Source organism: Coprococcus sp. RTP21428st1_C9_RTP21428_210409 (assembly GCF_040227395.1).
Classification (GTDB): Bacteria; Bacillota; Clostridia; order Lachnospirales; family Lachnospiraceae; genus Coprococcus; species Coprococcus aceti.
Map to the genome: position 1 here is coordinate 21,071 of NZ_JBEHVV010000025.1, position 15,105 is coordinate 36,175.

11 protein-coding genes and 1 rRNA gene are annotated in these 15,105 nt (G+C 45.2%); 11 read left to right on the forward strand and 1 reads right to left on the reverse strand.

The annotated features are described in order from the left end of the window. Positions 1-9 precede the first annotated feature (9 nt). The 4 genes from coaBC to ABUA34_RS06835 are packed head-to-tail and all read left to right on the forward strand — an operon-like array spanning position 10 to position 4,127. The gene (coaBC, locus tag ABUA34_RS06820) at positions 10-1,230 is read left to right on the forward strand and encodes a bifunctional phosphopantothenoylcysteine decarboxylase/phosphopantothenate--cysteine ligase CoaBC (RefSeq protein WP_349823058.1); all 1,221 of its coding nucleotides are present in this window, start codon (positions 10-12) and stop codon (positions 1,228-1,230) included. Between the two features lie 13 nt (positions 1,231-1,243). Continuing rightward, positions 1,244-1,708 carry a VanZ family protein gene (locus tag ABUA34_RS06825; protein ID WP_055223402.1) on the forward strand — a complete coding sequence of 155 codons (465 nt, stop codon included), beginning with the start codon at positions 1,244-1,246 and terminating at the stop codon, positions 1,706-1,708. Beyond that, a complete protein-coding gene (locus ABUA34_RS06830; RefSeq protein WP_015535076.1) occupies positions 1,695-2,009 on the forward strand; it encodes a hypothetical protein in 315 nt (104 codons plus the stop codon). The genes ABUA34_RS06825 and ABUA34_RS06830 overlap by 14 nt, the downstream gene beginning before the upstream one ends. A 12-nt stretch (positions 2,010-2,021) precedes the next feature. Next, positions 2,022-4,127 carry an aminopeptidase gene (locus ABUA34_RS06835; RefSeq protein WP_349823059.1) on the forward strand — a complete coding sequence of 702 codons (2,106 nt, stop codon included), beginning with the start codon at positions 2,022-2,024 and terminating at the stop codon, positions 4,125-4,127. 91 nt (positions 4,128-4,218) lie between these two features. Here ABUA34_RS06835 and ABUA34_RS06840 read toward each other — a convergent pair whose 3' ends face one another. Continuing rightward, entirely contained in the window at positions 4,219-6,528 is a 2,310-nt protein-coding gene (locus tag ABUA34_RS06840; RefSeq protein ID WP_118018433.1) for a diguanylate cyclase, read from the reverse strand. Between the two features lie 225 nt (positions 6,529-6,753). On the opposite strand from ABUA34_RS06840, the gene purM reads away from it, so the two are divergent. The 7 genes from purM to ABUA34_RS06875 form a co-directional block, all read left to right on the forward strand. Further along, the gene (gene purM / locus ABUA34_RS06845) at positions 6,754-7,779 is read left to right on the forward strand and encodes a phosphoribosylformylglycinamidine cyclo-ligase (RefSeq protein WP_022216884.1); all 1,026 of its coding nucleotides are present in this window, start codon (positions 6,754-6,756) and stop codon (positions 7,777-7,779) included. After that, entirely contained in the window at positions 7,773-8,399 is a 627-nt protein-coding gene (gene purN, locus ABUA34_RS06850; RefSeq protein ID WP_055146784.1) for a phosphoribosylglycinamide formyltransferase, read from the forward strand. The genes purM and purN overlap by 7 nt, the downstream gene beginning before the upstream one ends. An 11-nt stretch (positions 8,400-8,410) precedes the next feature. Next, positions 8,411-9,682 (forward strand): phosphoribosylamine--glycine ligase, encoded by a 1,272-nt coding sequence (purD, locus tag ABUA34_RS06855; protein ID WP_022216882.1) that lies wholly within the window; start codon positions 8,411-8,413, stop codon positions 9,680-9,682. A gap of 188 nt (positions 9,683-9,870) precedes the next feature. Then, positions 9,871-12,354, forward strand: coding sequence for an ATP-dependent Clp protease ATP-binding subunit (locus tag ABUA34_RS06860; protein WP_349823060.1), 2,484 nt, complete (start codon positions 9,871-9,873; stop codon positions 12,352-12,354). A gap of 236 nt (positions 12,355-12,590) precedes the next feature. Next, positions 12,591-13,007, forward strand: a complete 417-nt coding sequence (locus ABUA34_RS06865; protein ID WP_022216880.1) for a hypothetical protein — start codon at positions 12,591-12,593, stop codon at positions 13,005-13,007. A gap of 23 nt (positions 13,008-13,030) precedes the next feature. Then, entirely contained in the window at positions 13,031-14,392 is a 1,362-nt protein-coding gene (radA, locus tag ABUA34_RS06870) for a DNA repair protein RadA (protein ID WP_022216879.1), read from the forward strand. A gap of 504 nt (positions 14,393-14,896) precedes the next feature. After that, positions 14,897-15,105 (forward strand): 16S ribosomal RNA (locus ABUA34_RS06875); the annotation flags it as partial.

The following is a 15,105-nucleotide window of genomic DNA, read 5'->3' on the forward strand; positions in this document are numbered from 1 at the left end:
ATACACAGTATGTTAAAAGGAAAGACAGTAGTTCTCGGAGTCACAGGAAGCATTGCGGCATATAAGATAGCCAATCTGGCAAGTATGCTGGTGAAAAAGCATGCGGATGTGCATGTCATCATGACGGAGAACGCAACAAACTTTATCAATCCGATCACATTTGAGACGCTCACAGGCAACAAATGCCTGGTCGATACATTTGACAGGAATTTCCAGTTCAACGTGGAGCACGTAGCACTGGCAAAGAGGGCGGATGTGTTCATGGTGGCACCTGCGTCGGCCAATATAATCGGCAAGATAGCGGGGGGAATAGCAGACGATATGCTCAGCACAACGATCATGCCGGCAAAATGTCCTAAGATCATAGCACCGGCCATGAATACCGGAATGATAGAGAATCCTATAGTACAGGACAATATAAAGAAGCTTGAGTCATATGGATATGAGATAGTGGAATCCGCAACTGGATACCTTGCATGTGGAGACACAGGCAAGGGCAAGCTCCCTGATGCGGAGGTTCTTCAGGATTATATCCTTAAGGCCATAGCGAAAGAAAAGGATATGGCCGGGGTGAGACTTCTGGTTACGGCAGGCCCTACCCGTGAGGCCATAGACCCGGTCAGATATATAACGAATCACTCCACAGGCAAGATGGGATATGCCATTGCCAGACAGGCCATGCTCAGAGGGGCGGACGTCATCCTGGTCACAGGCAAGGTGGAGATAGAACCGCCGAGATTTGTCAATGTGGTTGACATAACATCGGCTCAGGATATGTACGAGGCTGTCATGGACAGAAGTACAGAGCAGGACGTGATCATCAAGGCAGCTGCGGTGGCTGATTACAGGCCTGCAGAGGTGGCAGAACACAAGATCAAGAAGGCTGACGGAGACATGAGCATCAAGCTTTCGAGAACGAAGGATATTCTGCTTGCACTTGGAAATCAGAGAATTGAAAAGGGGATACAGAATCAGATCATCTGCGGATTCTCCATGGAGACGAGGGATCTCATAGAGAATTCAAGGAAGAAGATAGATTCAAAGCATATAGATCTTATTGCGGCAAATAATTTAAAGGTCGCAGGGGCGGGATTTGGTGTTGATACCAATGTTCTCACTCTCATTACAAGGGACAGTATCAGTGAACTTCCGATGATGTCAAAGGAAGAGTGTGCAGACATGCTTCTTGACAGAATAATGGAGATGCGTAAAGTTGCAGACCTGTCCTGACAGGAGTAATATTTTGAAGCAGATAGATAGAAAAAAACTCAGGGCTGTGTGCTCTGTGTTGTTTGTGCTTTATATAATCTGTATCGTTTACTTTCTTATTTTCAGCGATATGTTTGGCAGAGGGGGATATGATGAACGCAGATACAATCTTCACCCTCTGCAGGAAATACAGCGGTTTATCACATACGGGGATCAGATGTCGCCAATGAGTGTATTTCTGAATCTCTATGGCAATATAATCGCATTTATACCGTTTGGTATGCTGCTCAGATGGGCGAGAAATAAGAACACGACATTTGTACAGGCTCTGCTGTACTCTCTGGGATTTACACTTGTCATAGAGACGGTGCAGTACATAACCAAACTGGGTGTGTTCGATATCGATGACATCATCATGAATACGCTTGGTGGAGTCATAGGATATTGTATATATTACGTTACAGCAAAACTTATCAGGAGATATCATGCAAAGAAGTAAGGAATTCAAAGTTTCAACACCGGGTCTGCCGACGGACACCATAATTGGATACTTTCTGGGCGGATTTGGCGGAGTGTTTGTGGTCATATCCATCATAAAATCCATACTTACCCAGGGAAAGGTACAGAGGGTGTACGGAGTCCTCATGGTCAGCGCGATGCTGATGGCATTTACAGGCCTGGTATTCTCGGCCATAGGCTACAGGGCGGACAACGGAGGTATAACAAACAAGAAGATGGCGATCATACTTAATGTTATAGTTCTTGGAGCGTCTGTTATATTTTTATTGATGGGATTATAGAAAGGGCATGCGATGAATTATTATAAGAATCTTACAGAAGAATATGATGATATAGAAGAGCGCTATGAGCTTATCATGGAACGTGTGAGACAGATAATCCATGAATCACTGGTAAAGGAGCCGTACAGAGATTATTTCAGTCATGTTGCCGGATTTATAGCTAGAATAGGAGATGTTCTGGAACTGGTAAAAAATGACGCACTGCCAGACAGGAGCCTTGATCAGCTTCAGGCGATGAACCATGGGCTGTACAATGACATACTGGGAGACAACTACAATAGAAGCTATGCAAATTACAGATATATCATGGGTGAGTTTTCAAAGGATTACACCCGTGACAAAGAGGAGATAAAGCGCATCGCCCAGCTTCTGGGATTTGTGTACAACGAGATAAGAGGAATGACAGTGTACGCATTTGAGGGCAGAGTGGTTGACATAACTTTGTTTGCGGAGCTGTTTGTCCAGATATATTTCATGTTTCAGGATGATTTTTCCGTGAAGGATCTGGAATCCGCTGTGTATTATTTTGAGAACGATTATGCCGAGTTCTGGATCACGTACAGGATAAGAGAGCAGCTTGACCCTGATCTCACATTTGCGACGGATATCATTATGAACAGCGATTTGGGCGATGTCACGTATCTGTACAGATATGGAGAGTATGTTGGAAAAAATGAGATCGACACGGCGATTTTCATGAGTACCCTGCCGGATTCAGAGATAGAGGCCATGGCAAGAACATTCACCGAGGGCTACAGACTGGGATTCGAGGCTGCCGGAATAGATCTCTCGAAGAAGAAAACTGTAAATATCCGATATTTCCTTGGACAGGAGAGGATGATAAGAGCCGCGATACTGCAGTTTGAGCAGATGGATCTGAGGCCGATATGCTACCGATATGCGGCAAACAGGATCAACAGGAGACTTATACACAGGATAGGTTATTCGTCAAGCGTTCCTAACAGACAGCTCGAGTACGATCACAGGATGGATGAGGCACTCTTCATGGACAAGAAGCTCATGGAGAGAAAGCTGGAGGTGCTCAGACAGGCATACAAGAATATGGCCTATGAGGCTTCAGTATATGCGGGCCCTGCGGTGGTCGAGGTGTTCGGCGAGAACCCATTTGAGCCGGAGAACAGTGAACTGAATCCTGTGCTCGACAAGAAACAGCAGGAGGCTGTGATCTCATACCGCACAATGAGTTCACAGATCGTAAATGAATATATAGCCCAGGATCAGTGCAGCTTCACTATAATAGCATACCCTGTGCCGGAGATCGGAGATAGATACAGAGATATATTCAGGGATACTGTCAGGATCAACACACTGGACAATGATCTGTTCAGGGCGATCCATCAGAGTATGATAGATGAGCTTGATAAGGCCGAACACGTGAGGGTTGTCGGTCAGGGAGCAAATGTGACTGATATGACCGTTATGATGCACGAGATGACAGATCCATCGAAGGAGACCAACTTTGAGAACTGCGTAGCCGATGTGAATATACCTGTTGGAGAGGTGTTCACTTCACCGAAGCTCACCGGAACCCACGGAATATTAAACGTAAGTGAAGTATTCCTGGACGGCCTGAAATATGTGAATCTCAAGCTTACATTTGAGGATGGAAAAATAGCGGACTATACATGTGACAACTATCCGGATACGGAGAAGAACAAGGCGTATATAAAGGAGAATCTTCTGGGCGGAAGGGATACACTTCCTATAGGAGAGTTTGCAATAGGAACAAATACGACAGCATACGTCATGGCAAACAAATATGACATAGTGTATAAACTGCCTATCCTCATAGTTGAGAAGATGGGGCCGCATTTTGCTGTGGGAGATACATGCTATAGCTGGAGTGAGGAAAATGTGCTCCACAATCCTGATGGCAAGGAGATCGTGGCAAAGGACAATGAGTGTTCTATTCTGAGAAAAACAGATGTGTCAAAGGCGTATTTCAACTGCCATACAGACATAACAATACCTTACGATGAGATAGGAGGAATATATTCCGTTCATCCGGATGGAACTGAAGTTCCGATCATCGAGAAGGGCAGATTTGTCCTGCCGGGAACAGAGAAGCTCAATGAAGCGCTGGATCAGGCAAAGTAGACCTATAGGACAAAAAGAGACAGATATCTATTTCAGTCGAAATAAATATCTGTCTCTCTTTATGAATATATCTTTGTTCTGATACTGAAGATTACTTCAGTATGGACATTCTCTTGTATCTCTTGTTTGAGTAAAGTGCCGTGTCTGCCTGTGAGAGTAGATCCTCGATGGTCTGTTCTCCATCGCAGACAAATTCAGTAACACCAACGCTCATCTCTATGAAGTATGGCTTGCCACAGGTTGCGTTCAGCTCGGCTGAGAAATCCTTGATCTTGCGCTGCACTTCGGTGACGTAATCGGAGTCGTCTATAAATGCAAAGCATACGAACTCATCGCCGCCTATTCTACCGATGACATCATGTGGACCAAAGCTCTGGGACAGGATGTTCGCGATGTTCTTGAGGGCGAAGTCACCGTCCTTGTGTCCAAATTTGTCATTTACAACTTTCAGTGAATCCATATCAGCGAAGAGAAGTATGGCCTTCATTCCACAGTTTGACGGAATGTTGATATAGTATTCAACCCGCTCCATAAATCCACGTCTGTTATATATACCCGTCAGCTCATCTGATGTCGACAGGTGGTTCAGAAGCTCGTTCTTCTCGTGGATCTCGTTCAGAGACATCCTGAGCTGTTCCTGCGTGATGTTCTGCTCACGGAGCAGCGACATATATTTCAGTGCTGCACCGAGCTGCAGGCTGGTGGAATATATGGAACTGAAGTGAGCCACATCTGTGTTGCATATGAACACTCCGTGGTGATCCTCGTTTGTAAATATAGGAACTATGACGGATGTAAAACGCTTGTCATAGTATGTATATTCGTTGTCAAAAATCTCTACAGAAGGAACCCTTCTGGACTCTCCGAAAAGCACCTGACAATTGTTCGGGTTGAAGAAAGCCTGAAGGAAGACTGACTTTGGAACGATCCAGCTTCCCGTGTCTGTGATGCGCACAGGATCGTCGTATGTGTAGATGTAAGCTCCTTCGTAATTCAGCCCCTGAAGCTTGTGGAGGATGGATGTGTATGTCTTGCCAAGATCCTCGCCGTATGTCAGGGTGTCACGGGTTATGTATATTGATGACCAGCCCATCATCTTGTTCTCGTATATCGTGTTGTAAAGCTGATTCGAGATGAAGAGTGATATGGTGTTGGTTATGGTCGTGTTAAGTCTGTTGAACTGGAGACTCTTGGCTGCAGACAATTTACAGCTTGAGAAGATGGAAGCCAGTTCACGGAACATGTATGCTGTTTTCTGGACAGAATAAAAATCGGTCAGGTCAGATTCGAGAATACATTTGAGTTCATCGATGATCTTGTTCTGTGGGTACTCCGTATCAATGTCGCTCTTGATCACGGATACTATATCAATGAGTATCCTGTTGTATGCGGACATGACCTTGGAGGCAAAGAAAGAATCTGCGATCTCTCCGAAGAGTCGTCCGTCGAGAATATCGATGATGTCCGGTATGTCAAGATCCAGTAAATGTCTGCCGGCATCTATCAGGTCACTCTCTGTGCACAGGTGACAGCAACAGGACAGTCTGTTTATAAGTCTGGAATCCAGAGTCTCTGATTTCATGTTGCCGGTCTGGGCAAGTCTCACCGCCGCATACACTGCACGGAAACCGAGTTCACAGGAATTGATATTGACTGTGGTGAGGGGGGGATCCATGTTGACGGAAGATGGTGAATCGTCAAAACCGATGACTGACATGGTTTCTCCTATGCGTATTCCTCTGGACTTGAGTTCTGCATAACCGCCTATTGCCATGCGATCATTTGCAAATACGATGGCATCGGCATCCGGGTTGACATCCAGAAGCTGTGCAGTCTCCTCCTGACAGTATTCTGCGAAGTCGCCGTGTATTATCATGCGGTCCTCAACGCTGAGTCCGTTCTCAGAGAGAACCTCTCTGTATATCTTGAGTCTGAGATTGCTGTCGGTGTTGTCATCCTTGCCGGCAACAAAGCATATATGCTTTCTCTTGTGTTCTTTTATGAGATGTTCTATGGCATCCCTCATTCCTCTTGAATTGTCTGTTCTGATGCATGGATATCCCGGAAGCTTCTCCTCCAGTGTGAGGATAGGTATTCCATCAAAATGGGAAAGGAAAGAATTCATGTCCTTCTCCGATAACAGAGATGATATAGCTCCGACGGAGATGATAAGTGCGTCCAGACACTCAGGATGTGCATAGTAGAAAATCGAATTATACTGGTAATCATACAGTTGATTGGCAGGATCATAAAAGGAGGCATTCAGAAACATGCCCGGAAATACGATGAGATTGCAGTCAAGTTCCTTTGCTGCGTATTCAGCTCCTTTGCAAACCTCTGTTGCGTAATCGTTATCAATATGACACGTAAAAATACCGATGTTCAATCTGTTGTTGGTCATGCGGGTGCTCCTTTAGTAACTGCTTTTGCTGTAGTATAATCGACTGTTATATATTGCGGATAGCTATAATCACAATACATTGTGATTATACCACACGTTCACCACATTATCAATTTGTAATCATCTCAATCTTTACAAAGTATTCGATATAATCTATAATTTATTGGAATATTTGAAAAGGTGCCGGTGCGCCTTGTACAAAACAGATAACAGGAGGATAAGAAATTGGATTACAAGAATGCCGGAGTAGATATTGAAGCTGGATACAAGTCTGTGGAGCTTATGAAGAAGCATATCAAGACAACCATGAGACCTGAGGTACTTGGCGGAATTGGTGGATTCGCAGGAGCTTTCAGTCTCGCTAAGATCAAGGATATGGAAGAGCCTATACTTCTGTCAGGAACAGATGGATGCGGAACAAAGGTTCAGCTCGCTTATATTATGGATAAGCATGACACCATCGGAATCGACGCAGTGGCAATGTGTGTGAATGATATCGCATGCTCTGGTGGAGAGCCACTTTTCTTCCTTGACTATATAGCATGTGGCAAGAACTATCCTGAGAAGATTGCAACTATAGTAAGCGGCGTTGCAGAGGGATGCAACCAGTCAGGAGCTGCCCTCGTAGGTGGTGAGACAGCAGAACATCCGGGACTTATGCCTGAGGATGAGTACGACCTTGCAGGATTTGCAGTAGGTGTTGTTGAGAAGAAGGATCTTATTACAGGAGAGAGCATTAAGCCTGGAGATACACTTATAGGTATCGCTTCAAGTGGAGTGCACAGCAACGGTTTCTCACTTGTAAGAAAGGTTTTCGAGATGACAAAGGAATCTCTTGATACATATTACGACGAGCTTGGCAAGACACTCGGTGAGGCACTTATTGAGCCTACAAGAATCTATGTAAAGGCTCTCAAGTCAGTGAAGGATGCAGGCATTACGATTAAGGGATGCAGTCACATCACAGGTGGTGGATTCTATGAGAATATCCCAAGAATGCTTCCAGACGGAGTTCGTGCTCAGGTTAAGAAGGATTCATATGAGGTACCGGCTATATTCAAGCTTCTCGCAAAGAAAGGCGATATAGATGAGCATATGATGTACAACACATACAACATGGGAGTTGGTATGTGTCTTGCTATAGACCCTGCAGATGCAGATAAGACTATTGCAGCTATAGAAGCTGCCGGCGACAAGGCATTTGTTCTCGGTACAGTTGTAGCTGGTGAAAAGGGAGTAGACTTATGCTAAAGGTTGCAGTTCTGGTATCAGGCGGCGGAACCAATCTTCAGGCCATCATAGATGCCATAGATAATAAAGTCATAACAGATACGGAGATAGTTGCGGTCATAAGCAACAATAAGAATGCATTTGCTCTTGAGAGGGCGAAGAAGGTGGGAATAGCAGCGGAGGTCGTAAGCCCTAAGGATTACGCGGACAGAGCTCGATTCAACGAGGCACTCCTCGCAAAGCTTCAGGAGACCGGAGCGGATCTTATAGTTCTCGCAGGATATCTTGTGGTCATACCTGAGATAGTGATAGATGCATATCCGAATAAGATAGTCAACATACACCCATCACTCATACCGGCATTCTGCGGAACAGGCTACTATGGACTTAAAGTTCATGAGGCAGCCCTTGCAAGAGGTGTCAAGGTAGTGGGAGCTACGGTCCATTTTGTAGATAAAGGTACTGACACAGGTCCTATCATCATGCAGAAGGCAGTTGCAGTACAGAATGGAGATACACCAAAGGTTTTGCAGCAGCGTGTGATGGAACAGGCTGAGTGGAAGCTTCTGCCTGCGGTTATAGACAAGATCGCCCATGGCAAAGTACATGTTGAAGATGGAATTGCAGTTGTAGAAGATTAGGAGGAATATCCATGAAAGTATTGGTAGTAGGAAGCGGCGGAAGAGAGCATGCTATAGTTACAAGTATTTCAAAGAGTGATAAAGTATCCAAGATATATTGTGCACCTGGCAACGCAGGTATCGCAGCACTTGCAGAGTGCGTTGATATAGGTGTGATGGATTTTGATAAGCTGGTTGCATTTGCAAAGGATAAGGCAGTCGATCTGGTTGTTGTTGCGCCGGATGATCCGCTTGTTGCAGGTGCGGTCGATGCATTTGAGGCAGCCGGTATCAGAGCATTCGGACCTCGTGCAAATGCAGCAATCATAGAGGGCTCAAAGGCGTTCTCCAAGGATCTCATGAAGAAGTATGGCATACCTACAGCGGCTTATGAGAACTTTACAGATGCCGATTCAGCGCTTAAGTACCTTGAGACAGCCACATTCCCTATAGTTTTAAAGGCTGACGGACTTGCACTCGGCAAGGGTGTTCTCATATGTAATGACCTTGAGGAGGCAAAGGCAGGCGTCAAGGAGATCATGCTTGACAAGCACTTTGGTTCAGCCGGAAATACCATGGTAATAGAGGAGTTCATGACAGGACGTGAGGTATCAGTCCTTTGCTTCTGTGATGGAACAACGATCAAGCCTATGACTTCAGCACAGGATCATAAGAGAGCAAAGGATGGAGATCAGGGACTCAACACAGGCGGAATGGGAACATTCTCCCCAAGTCCTTTCTATACAAAAGAGATAGACGAGTATTGCATGGAGAACATCTACAAGCCAACCATGGCTGCCATGAAGGCAGAGGGCAGAGAGTTCAAGGGAGTTCTGTTCTGCGGACTCATGATGACACCAAATGGTGTTAAGGTTCTCGAGTACAATGCAAGATTTGGCGATCCTGAGGCTCAGGTAGTTCTTCCTCGTATGAAGAATGATATTATCGATGTCATGGAGGCATGTATCGACGGAACACTTGATAAAGTTGATCTTCAGTTTGAGGACAATGCGGCAGTGTGCGTAGTTCTTGCATCAGACGGATACCCTGTATCATATGAGAAGGGCTATCCTATACATGGACTTGAGAAGTTTGACGGCAAGGATGACTACTTTGTATTCCATGCCGGCACAAAGTTTGACGGTGATCAGATCGTGACAAATGGCGGCCGTGTACTCGGTGTTACAGCAAAGGGCAAGGATCTTTTCGAGGCTCGTGCGAATGCATATGCTGCGACAGAGTGGATCACATTTGACAACAAGTACATGAGACATGATATAGGTAAGGCTATAGACGAGCAGTAATCTATAGATATATATTTACGGAAGAGGTTTTGAGAGAATTTGTCTCAAAACCTCTTTTGTATTCCTGTAATATATATGTTATAATGAAGCACGCTGATGCGTGCGTAGGTCATCGCGCTTACGCACGACGACATATGCTATAATGAAGCGCATAAAATCCTAGATTATTTAGATTTGAGGTGGACTGAATGAAATTACCGTACAGCAAAGAATCTGACATAGTTATAAAAGAGGCAAACAGGGTGGCGAGGAAGCTTGGACAGAATTTTGTCGGAAGCGAGCATTTTATCGTTGCACTGGCATCTGTAGCAGATACAACAGCGTACAGTATTCTGAACGAGAATGGTCTGGATATAGTTAAGATCATAGATGCGTTGAAGTATACATTGGAACCTGGTGGAGTAGTCACAGGGGAGAGAGACAAATATACGATGAGCGCAAGAAGGATTCTCGATGACTCACAGTATGAGGCGAGAAGACTCAATTCCCAGGAGGTGGGAACAGAGCATATCCTTCTGGCACTTATAAAGGAGACAGACTGTGTAGCTGTAAAGCTTATGGCATCAGAGAATGTAAATATCCAGAAGGTGTACACAGACATACTTCTGGCCTGTGGAAGCGATGCGAATACGGCAAAGAGAGAATATGCAGCACTGAAAAAGTCGAGAAATAAGAGCAAGACATCCACACCTACACTGGATCAGTATTCCAGAGATCTGACACAGGAAGCACGGATGGGCAATATGGATCCGGTCATCGGACGTACAAAAGAGATAGAGAGAGTCATGCAGATACTCAGCAGACGAATGAAGAACAATCCATGTATGGTCGGAGAGCCGGGTGTTGGAAAGACTGCTGTTGTGGAGGGCATAGCATATCTCATAGCCCACGATGAAGTGCCGGATACTGTAAAGGGTAAAAGGCTCCTTTCGCTTGACCTTTCAAGCATGGTTGCCGGATCCAAGTACAGAGGAGAGTTTGAGGACAGGATAAAGAAGGTCATCGGAGAGGTAATATCGGATGGCAATATCATATTGTTTGTGGATGAACTTCACACACTCATAGGGGCAGGCGGTGCCGAGGGTGCAATAGATGCGTCCAATATACTGAAGCCGTCCCTGTCACGCGGCGAGATCCAGATGATAGGTGCTACGACTCTGAACGAATATCGGAAGTATATAGAGAAGGATGCGGCCCTTGAGAGAAGATTCCAGCCGGTGTACGTGGATGAGCCTACAAGGGATGAGGCAGTGGAGATACTCAAGGGACTCAGACCATGCTATGAGCAGCATCACAATGTCGATATAAGCGATGATGCGGTTGAAGCTGCGGTGGATCTGTCCATCAGATATATAACAGACAGATTCCTGCCGGACAAAGCCATAGATCTTATGGATGAGGCATGCTCCAGAAAGAGGCTCGGATTCTCATCGGACAGACATAATTATGAGAAGAAAAAGGCTGTGGAGGCTGAGCTTACAACGCTCAACGACGATCTGGAGAAGGCACTCATGGCTGGCAATATAGAGGCGGCGGCAGAGGTGAGCACGAGACAGAAGGAGCTTGCAAAGAAGAATGCAAGAAAGCAGTCTTCCAGACAGAGAAATATCACAGTTCAGGAGAACGATATTGCGGATGTTGTGTCCGTGTGGACCAAGATCCCTGTGAGCAAGCTCACGGAGAAGGAGTCAAAGAAGCTTGAACGCCTTGAGAGTGAACTTCACAAGAGGGTAGTTGGCCAGGAGGAGGCTGTTACAGCCGTATCACGTGCTATCAAGAGAAGCAGAGTCGGACTTAAGGATCCGAAGAGGCCGATGGGATCATTTCTGTTCCTCGGACCTACAGGTGTCGGTAAGACAGAGCTTTCCAAGGCTCTTGCAGATATAGTATTTGGAAGTGAGGATGCCCTGATAAGAGTTGACATGTCGGAGTACATGGAGAAGCACAGCGTGTCCAAGATGATAGGTTCACCTCCGGGTTATGTAGGCTTTGAGGAGGGCGGACAGCTCAGTGAGAAGGTCAGGACCAATCCGTATTCTGTTGTGCTGTTTGACGAGATAGAGAAGGCTCACAGCGATGTGTTCAACATTCTCCTTCAGGTACTTGATGACGGACACATAACGGATTCCCAGGGAAGAAAGGTGGATTTCAAGAACACCATCATAATCATGACCTCCAATACAGGGGCACAGGGTATAGTTGACCCTAAGCAGCTTGGATTTGTCACGGTAAGCGATGAGACAAAGGAACATGAGAAGATGAAGAGCAATGTAATGGATGAGCTCAAGAGAACCTTCAAGCCGGAGTTCCTGAACAGAATAGACGACATAATCGTGTTCCATGCCCTGAGCGAGGCAAATGTAAAGGATATAACCGGACTTATGTTAAAGGAACTTAAGAACCGTGTCCAGACACAGATGGATATTGAGCTTAAGTTCACCGACCATGCAAAGAAATATATCTTTGGAAAAGGCTATGACAAGAAGTACGGAGCAAGACCACTCAAAAGGGCTATCCAGACATATGTGGAGGATGTGCTTGCGGAGGCGATGCTTAGAGGTGATGTCAAAAAAGGTGATACAGTCACAGTGTCAACGAAGAAAAAGAAGGAAGCCGACGGAAAAACCACTGAGAAAATATCACTTACAGCGAAACAAAAGACAGAGGAATGATGTCGGATTAGATATTTGTGATGTGAGCATGATATACAGTAGTGCCAAGTGCGGAAAATTAAGCAGTAGAAATTAATATGAAATATTGGTGAAAATGCATAATTTTGTAGAAAAAAAGGATGCATTACTGTATAATGAAAATCACTAACGGATAGTATACAGAGATTATTGATATATATCAGGATATTATTGCGATAGAGTTCAGATCATACAAAAACAACAGGAGGATAAGATCAATGTCAGTAGTAAATGAATTGATAAATGCACAGGGGGAGTCATTGGAATTCGGTAATTATGAGCTTGGAGCAAAGACCAAGAAGGACGGTTTTGAGTTCCAGGGAGATATCTACAAGATAAAGACTTTCAACGAGATCACAAAGCTTGAGAAGAACGGAATGTTCGTATATGAGTCAGTACCGGGAACAGCAGTACATGGTTTCAAGGCTGATGAGAACGATGTTACATTTGTAGTTGAGGGACCAGAGAATGCGTCCATCACACTTGAGCTTGAGCCTGAGACGGAGTACAAGGTTCACGTAGACGATGTATATGTCGGCAAGAACAAGACCAACCTCGGTGGCAAGATGAGCATAAGCGTAGATCTTGAAGAGGGCAGACCAGTCAAGGTTGATGTTAAGAGAGCATTTGACTAATATAGCATACACAGGAGATATTTATGGCAAAAGGAAAACAGGTGTTTTTTTGCCAGGAATGTGGATTCGAATCGACAAAATGGATGGGGCAGTGTCCCGGCTGTAAAGCGTGGAATTCATTTTGCGAGGAGAAAGTGACAGTAGGCGCCAAGAGCCAGTCCGGTAGAAGGGCTGTCGTGGCGCCTACAAGCATTTTGGAGGTGGAGACCACCGATGAGACGCGTTTTACCACAGGAATAGGCGAATTAAACAGAGTATTAGGCGGCGGGATAGTGAGCGGATCCCTTGTGCTGGTGGGAGGAGATCCGGGTATAGGTAAATCCACCATATTGCTGCAGATGTGCAGGAATATGTCAGAGATGGGACAGAAGATACTTTATGTGTCAGGTGAGGAGTCCCTTTCACAGATAAAGATGAGGGCAGAGCGTATCGGAAATTTTACAAAGGATATGCTGCTTCTCTGTGTCAACAATCTCGAGGATGTGGAGGAGTATGTCAAGAAGGACACTCCAAAGGTCATTGTTATAGATTCCATACAGACCATAGTTACGGATGACGTGGAGTCTGCACCGGGAAGTGTATCCCAGGTAAAGGAAGTTACAGCCAGACTCATGAGGATGGCGAAGCAGACAGGGATCGCCATATTCATAGTAGGACATGTTACTAAAGAGGGAACCGTGGCAGGCCCAAGAACCCTTGAACATATGGTAGATACAGTTCTCTATTTCGAGGGCGAGCGTAATGCCGGGTTTAGGGTCCTTCGTGCAGTAAAGAACAGATTTGGCTCGACAAATGAGATCGGTGTATTTGAGATGAAGGGAACCGGACTTGCAGAGGTGAAGAATCCGTCACAGCTTATGCTGGATGGAAGACCTGATGACACATCCGGGTCTGTAGTAGTATGTACAATGGAAGGAACAAGACCGATATTGCTTGAGATCCAGGCTCTGGTGTGCCAGTCAAGCTTCAATCTGCCAAGAAGAACAAGTGTGGGACTCGACTACAACAGGGTAAATCTCTTGCTTGCTGTTCTTGAGAAGAGAGGCGGCATAGTTATGGCGGGCTGTGATGCATATGTGAATATAGCCGGAGGTATGCGCCTTGATGATCCGTCGGCAGATCTGGGAATAGTATTTGCTCTTGTATCAAGCTTCAAGAACCGTGCCATACCTTCTGATATGGTCATGTTTGGAGAGATGGGACTTTCAGGCGAAGTGCGTGGAGTGTCAGGTGCTGAGCAGAGAGTACGCGAGGCCGCAAAGATGGGATTTAAGACCTGTATCATACCGAGATCCAATCTGGACAATGTGAAGAAGATGAAAGACCTTGGAGACATGAAGGTGGTAGGTGTCGCAAATATACAGCAGGCACTGGAGTATATATAGAAGAAAATATTCAATCATATAAAGCACGATAATAGCGGTGAGCATGGCCACAGTATCATTTGGTATTGTGGCCAAAATTATTTCGTGTAAAATTCAATAAAAGTGCTTGACTTTGCCAAATGATGGTGGTATCTTATAAAAGCTGTCGCGTGAGACGGTGTCAGGAACATCTGTAAAGCATCAGATTTTGAGATTTATTCGTTATATAATCACCCGGTTATGATACGAAATCAGTTCATAAGAGCTGACGAAATGACTTGAAAAAAGATGAAAAAAGTTGTTGACATTGAGAGATGAATGTGATAGTATTTAGAAGTTGTCGCTGAGAGGCGAAAACATAAAGAACCTTGAAAAATTAACAACATGACAACCCTGAAATTCCAAACAAGAATTTCAAGAACGTCGGATCAGAGATGATATCAAAGATCCAACAAACCAATAACAGTAAAGATGGTTAGGAAAAATACAAGCTAGTATGATTTCTGACATAGGATTTACAAACTTTTTAATGAGAGTTTGATCCTGGCTCAGGATGAACGCTGGCGGCGTGCTTAACACATGCAAGTCGAACGATTGAAGCTGGAGCTTGCTCCGGCCGATTTAGTGGCGGACGGGTGAGTAACGCGTGGGTAACCTGCCTCATACAGGGGGATAGCAGTTGGAAACGACTGGTAAAACCGCATAAGCGCACGGTGTCGCATGACACAGTGTGA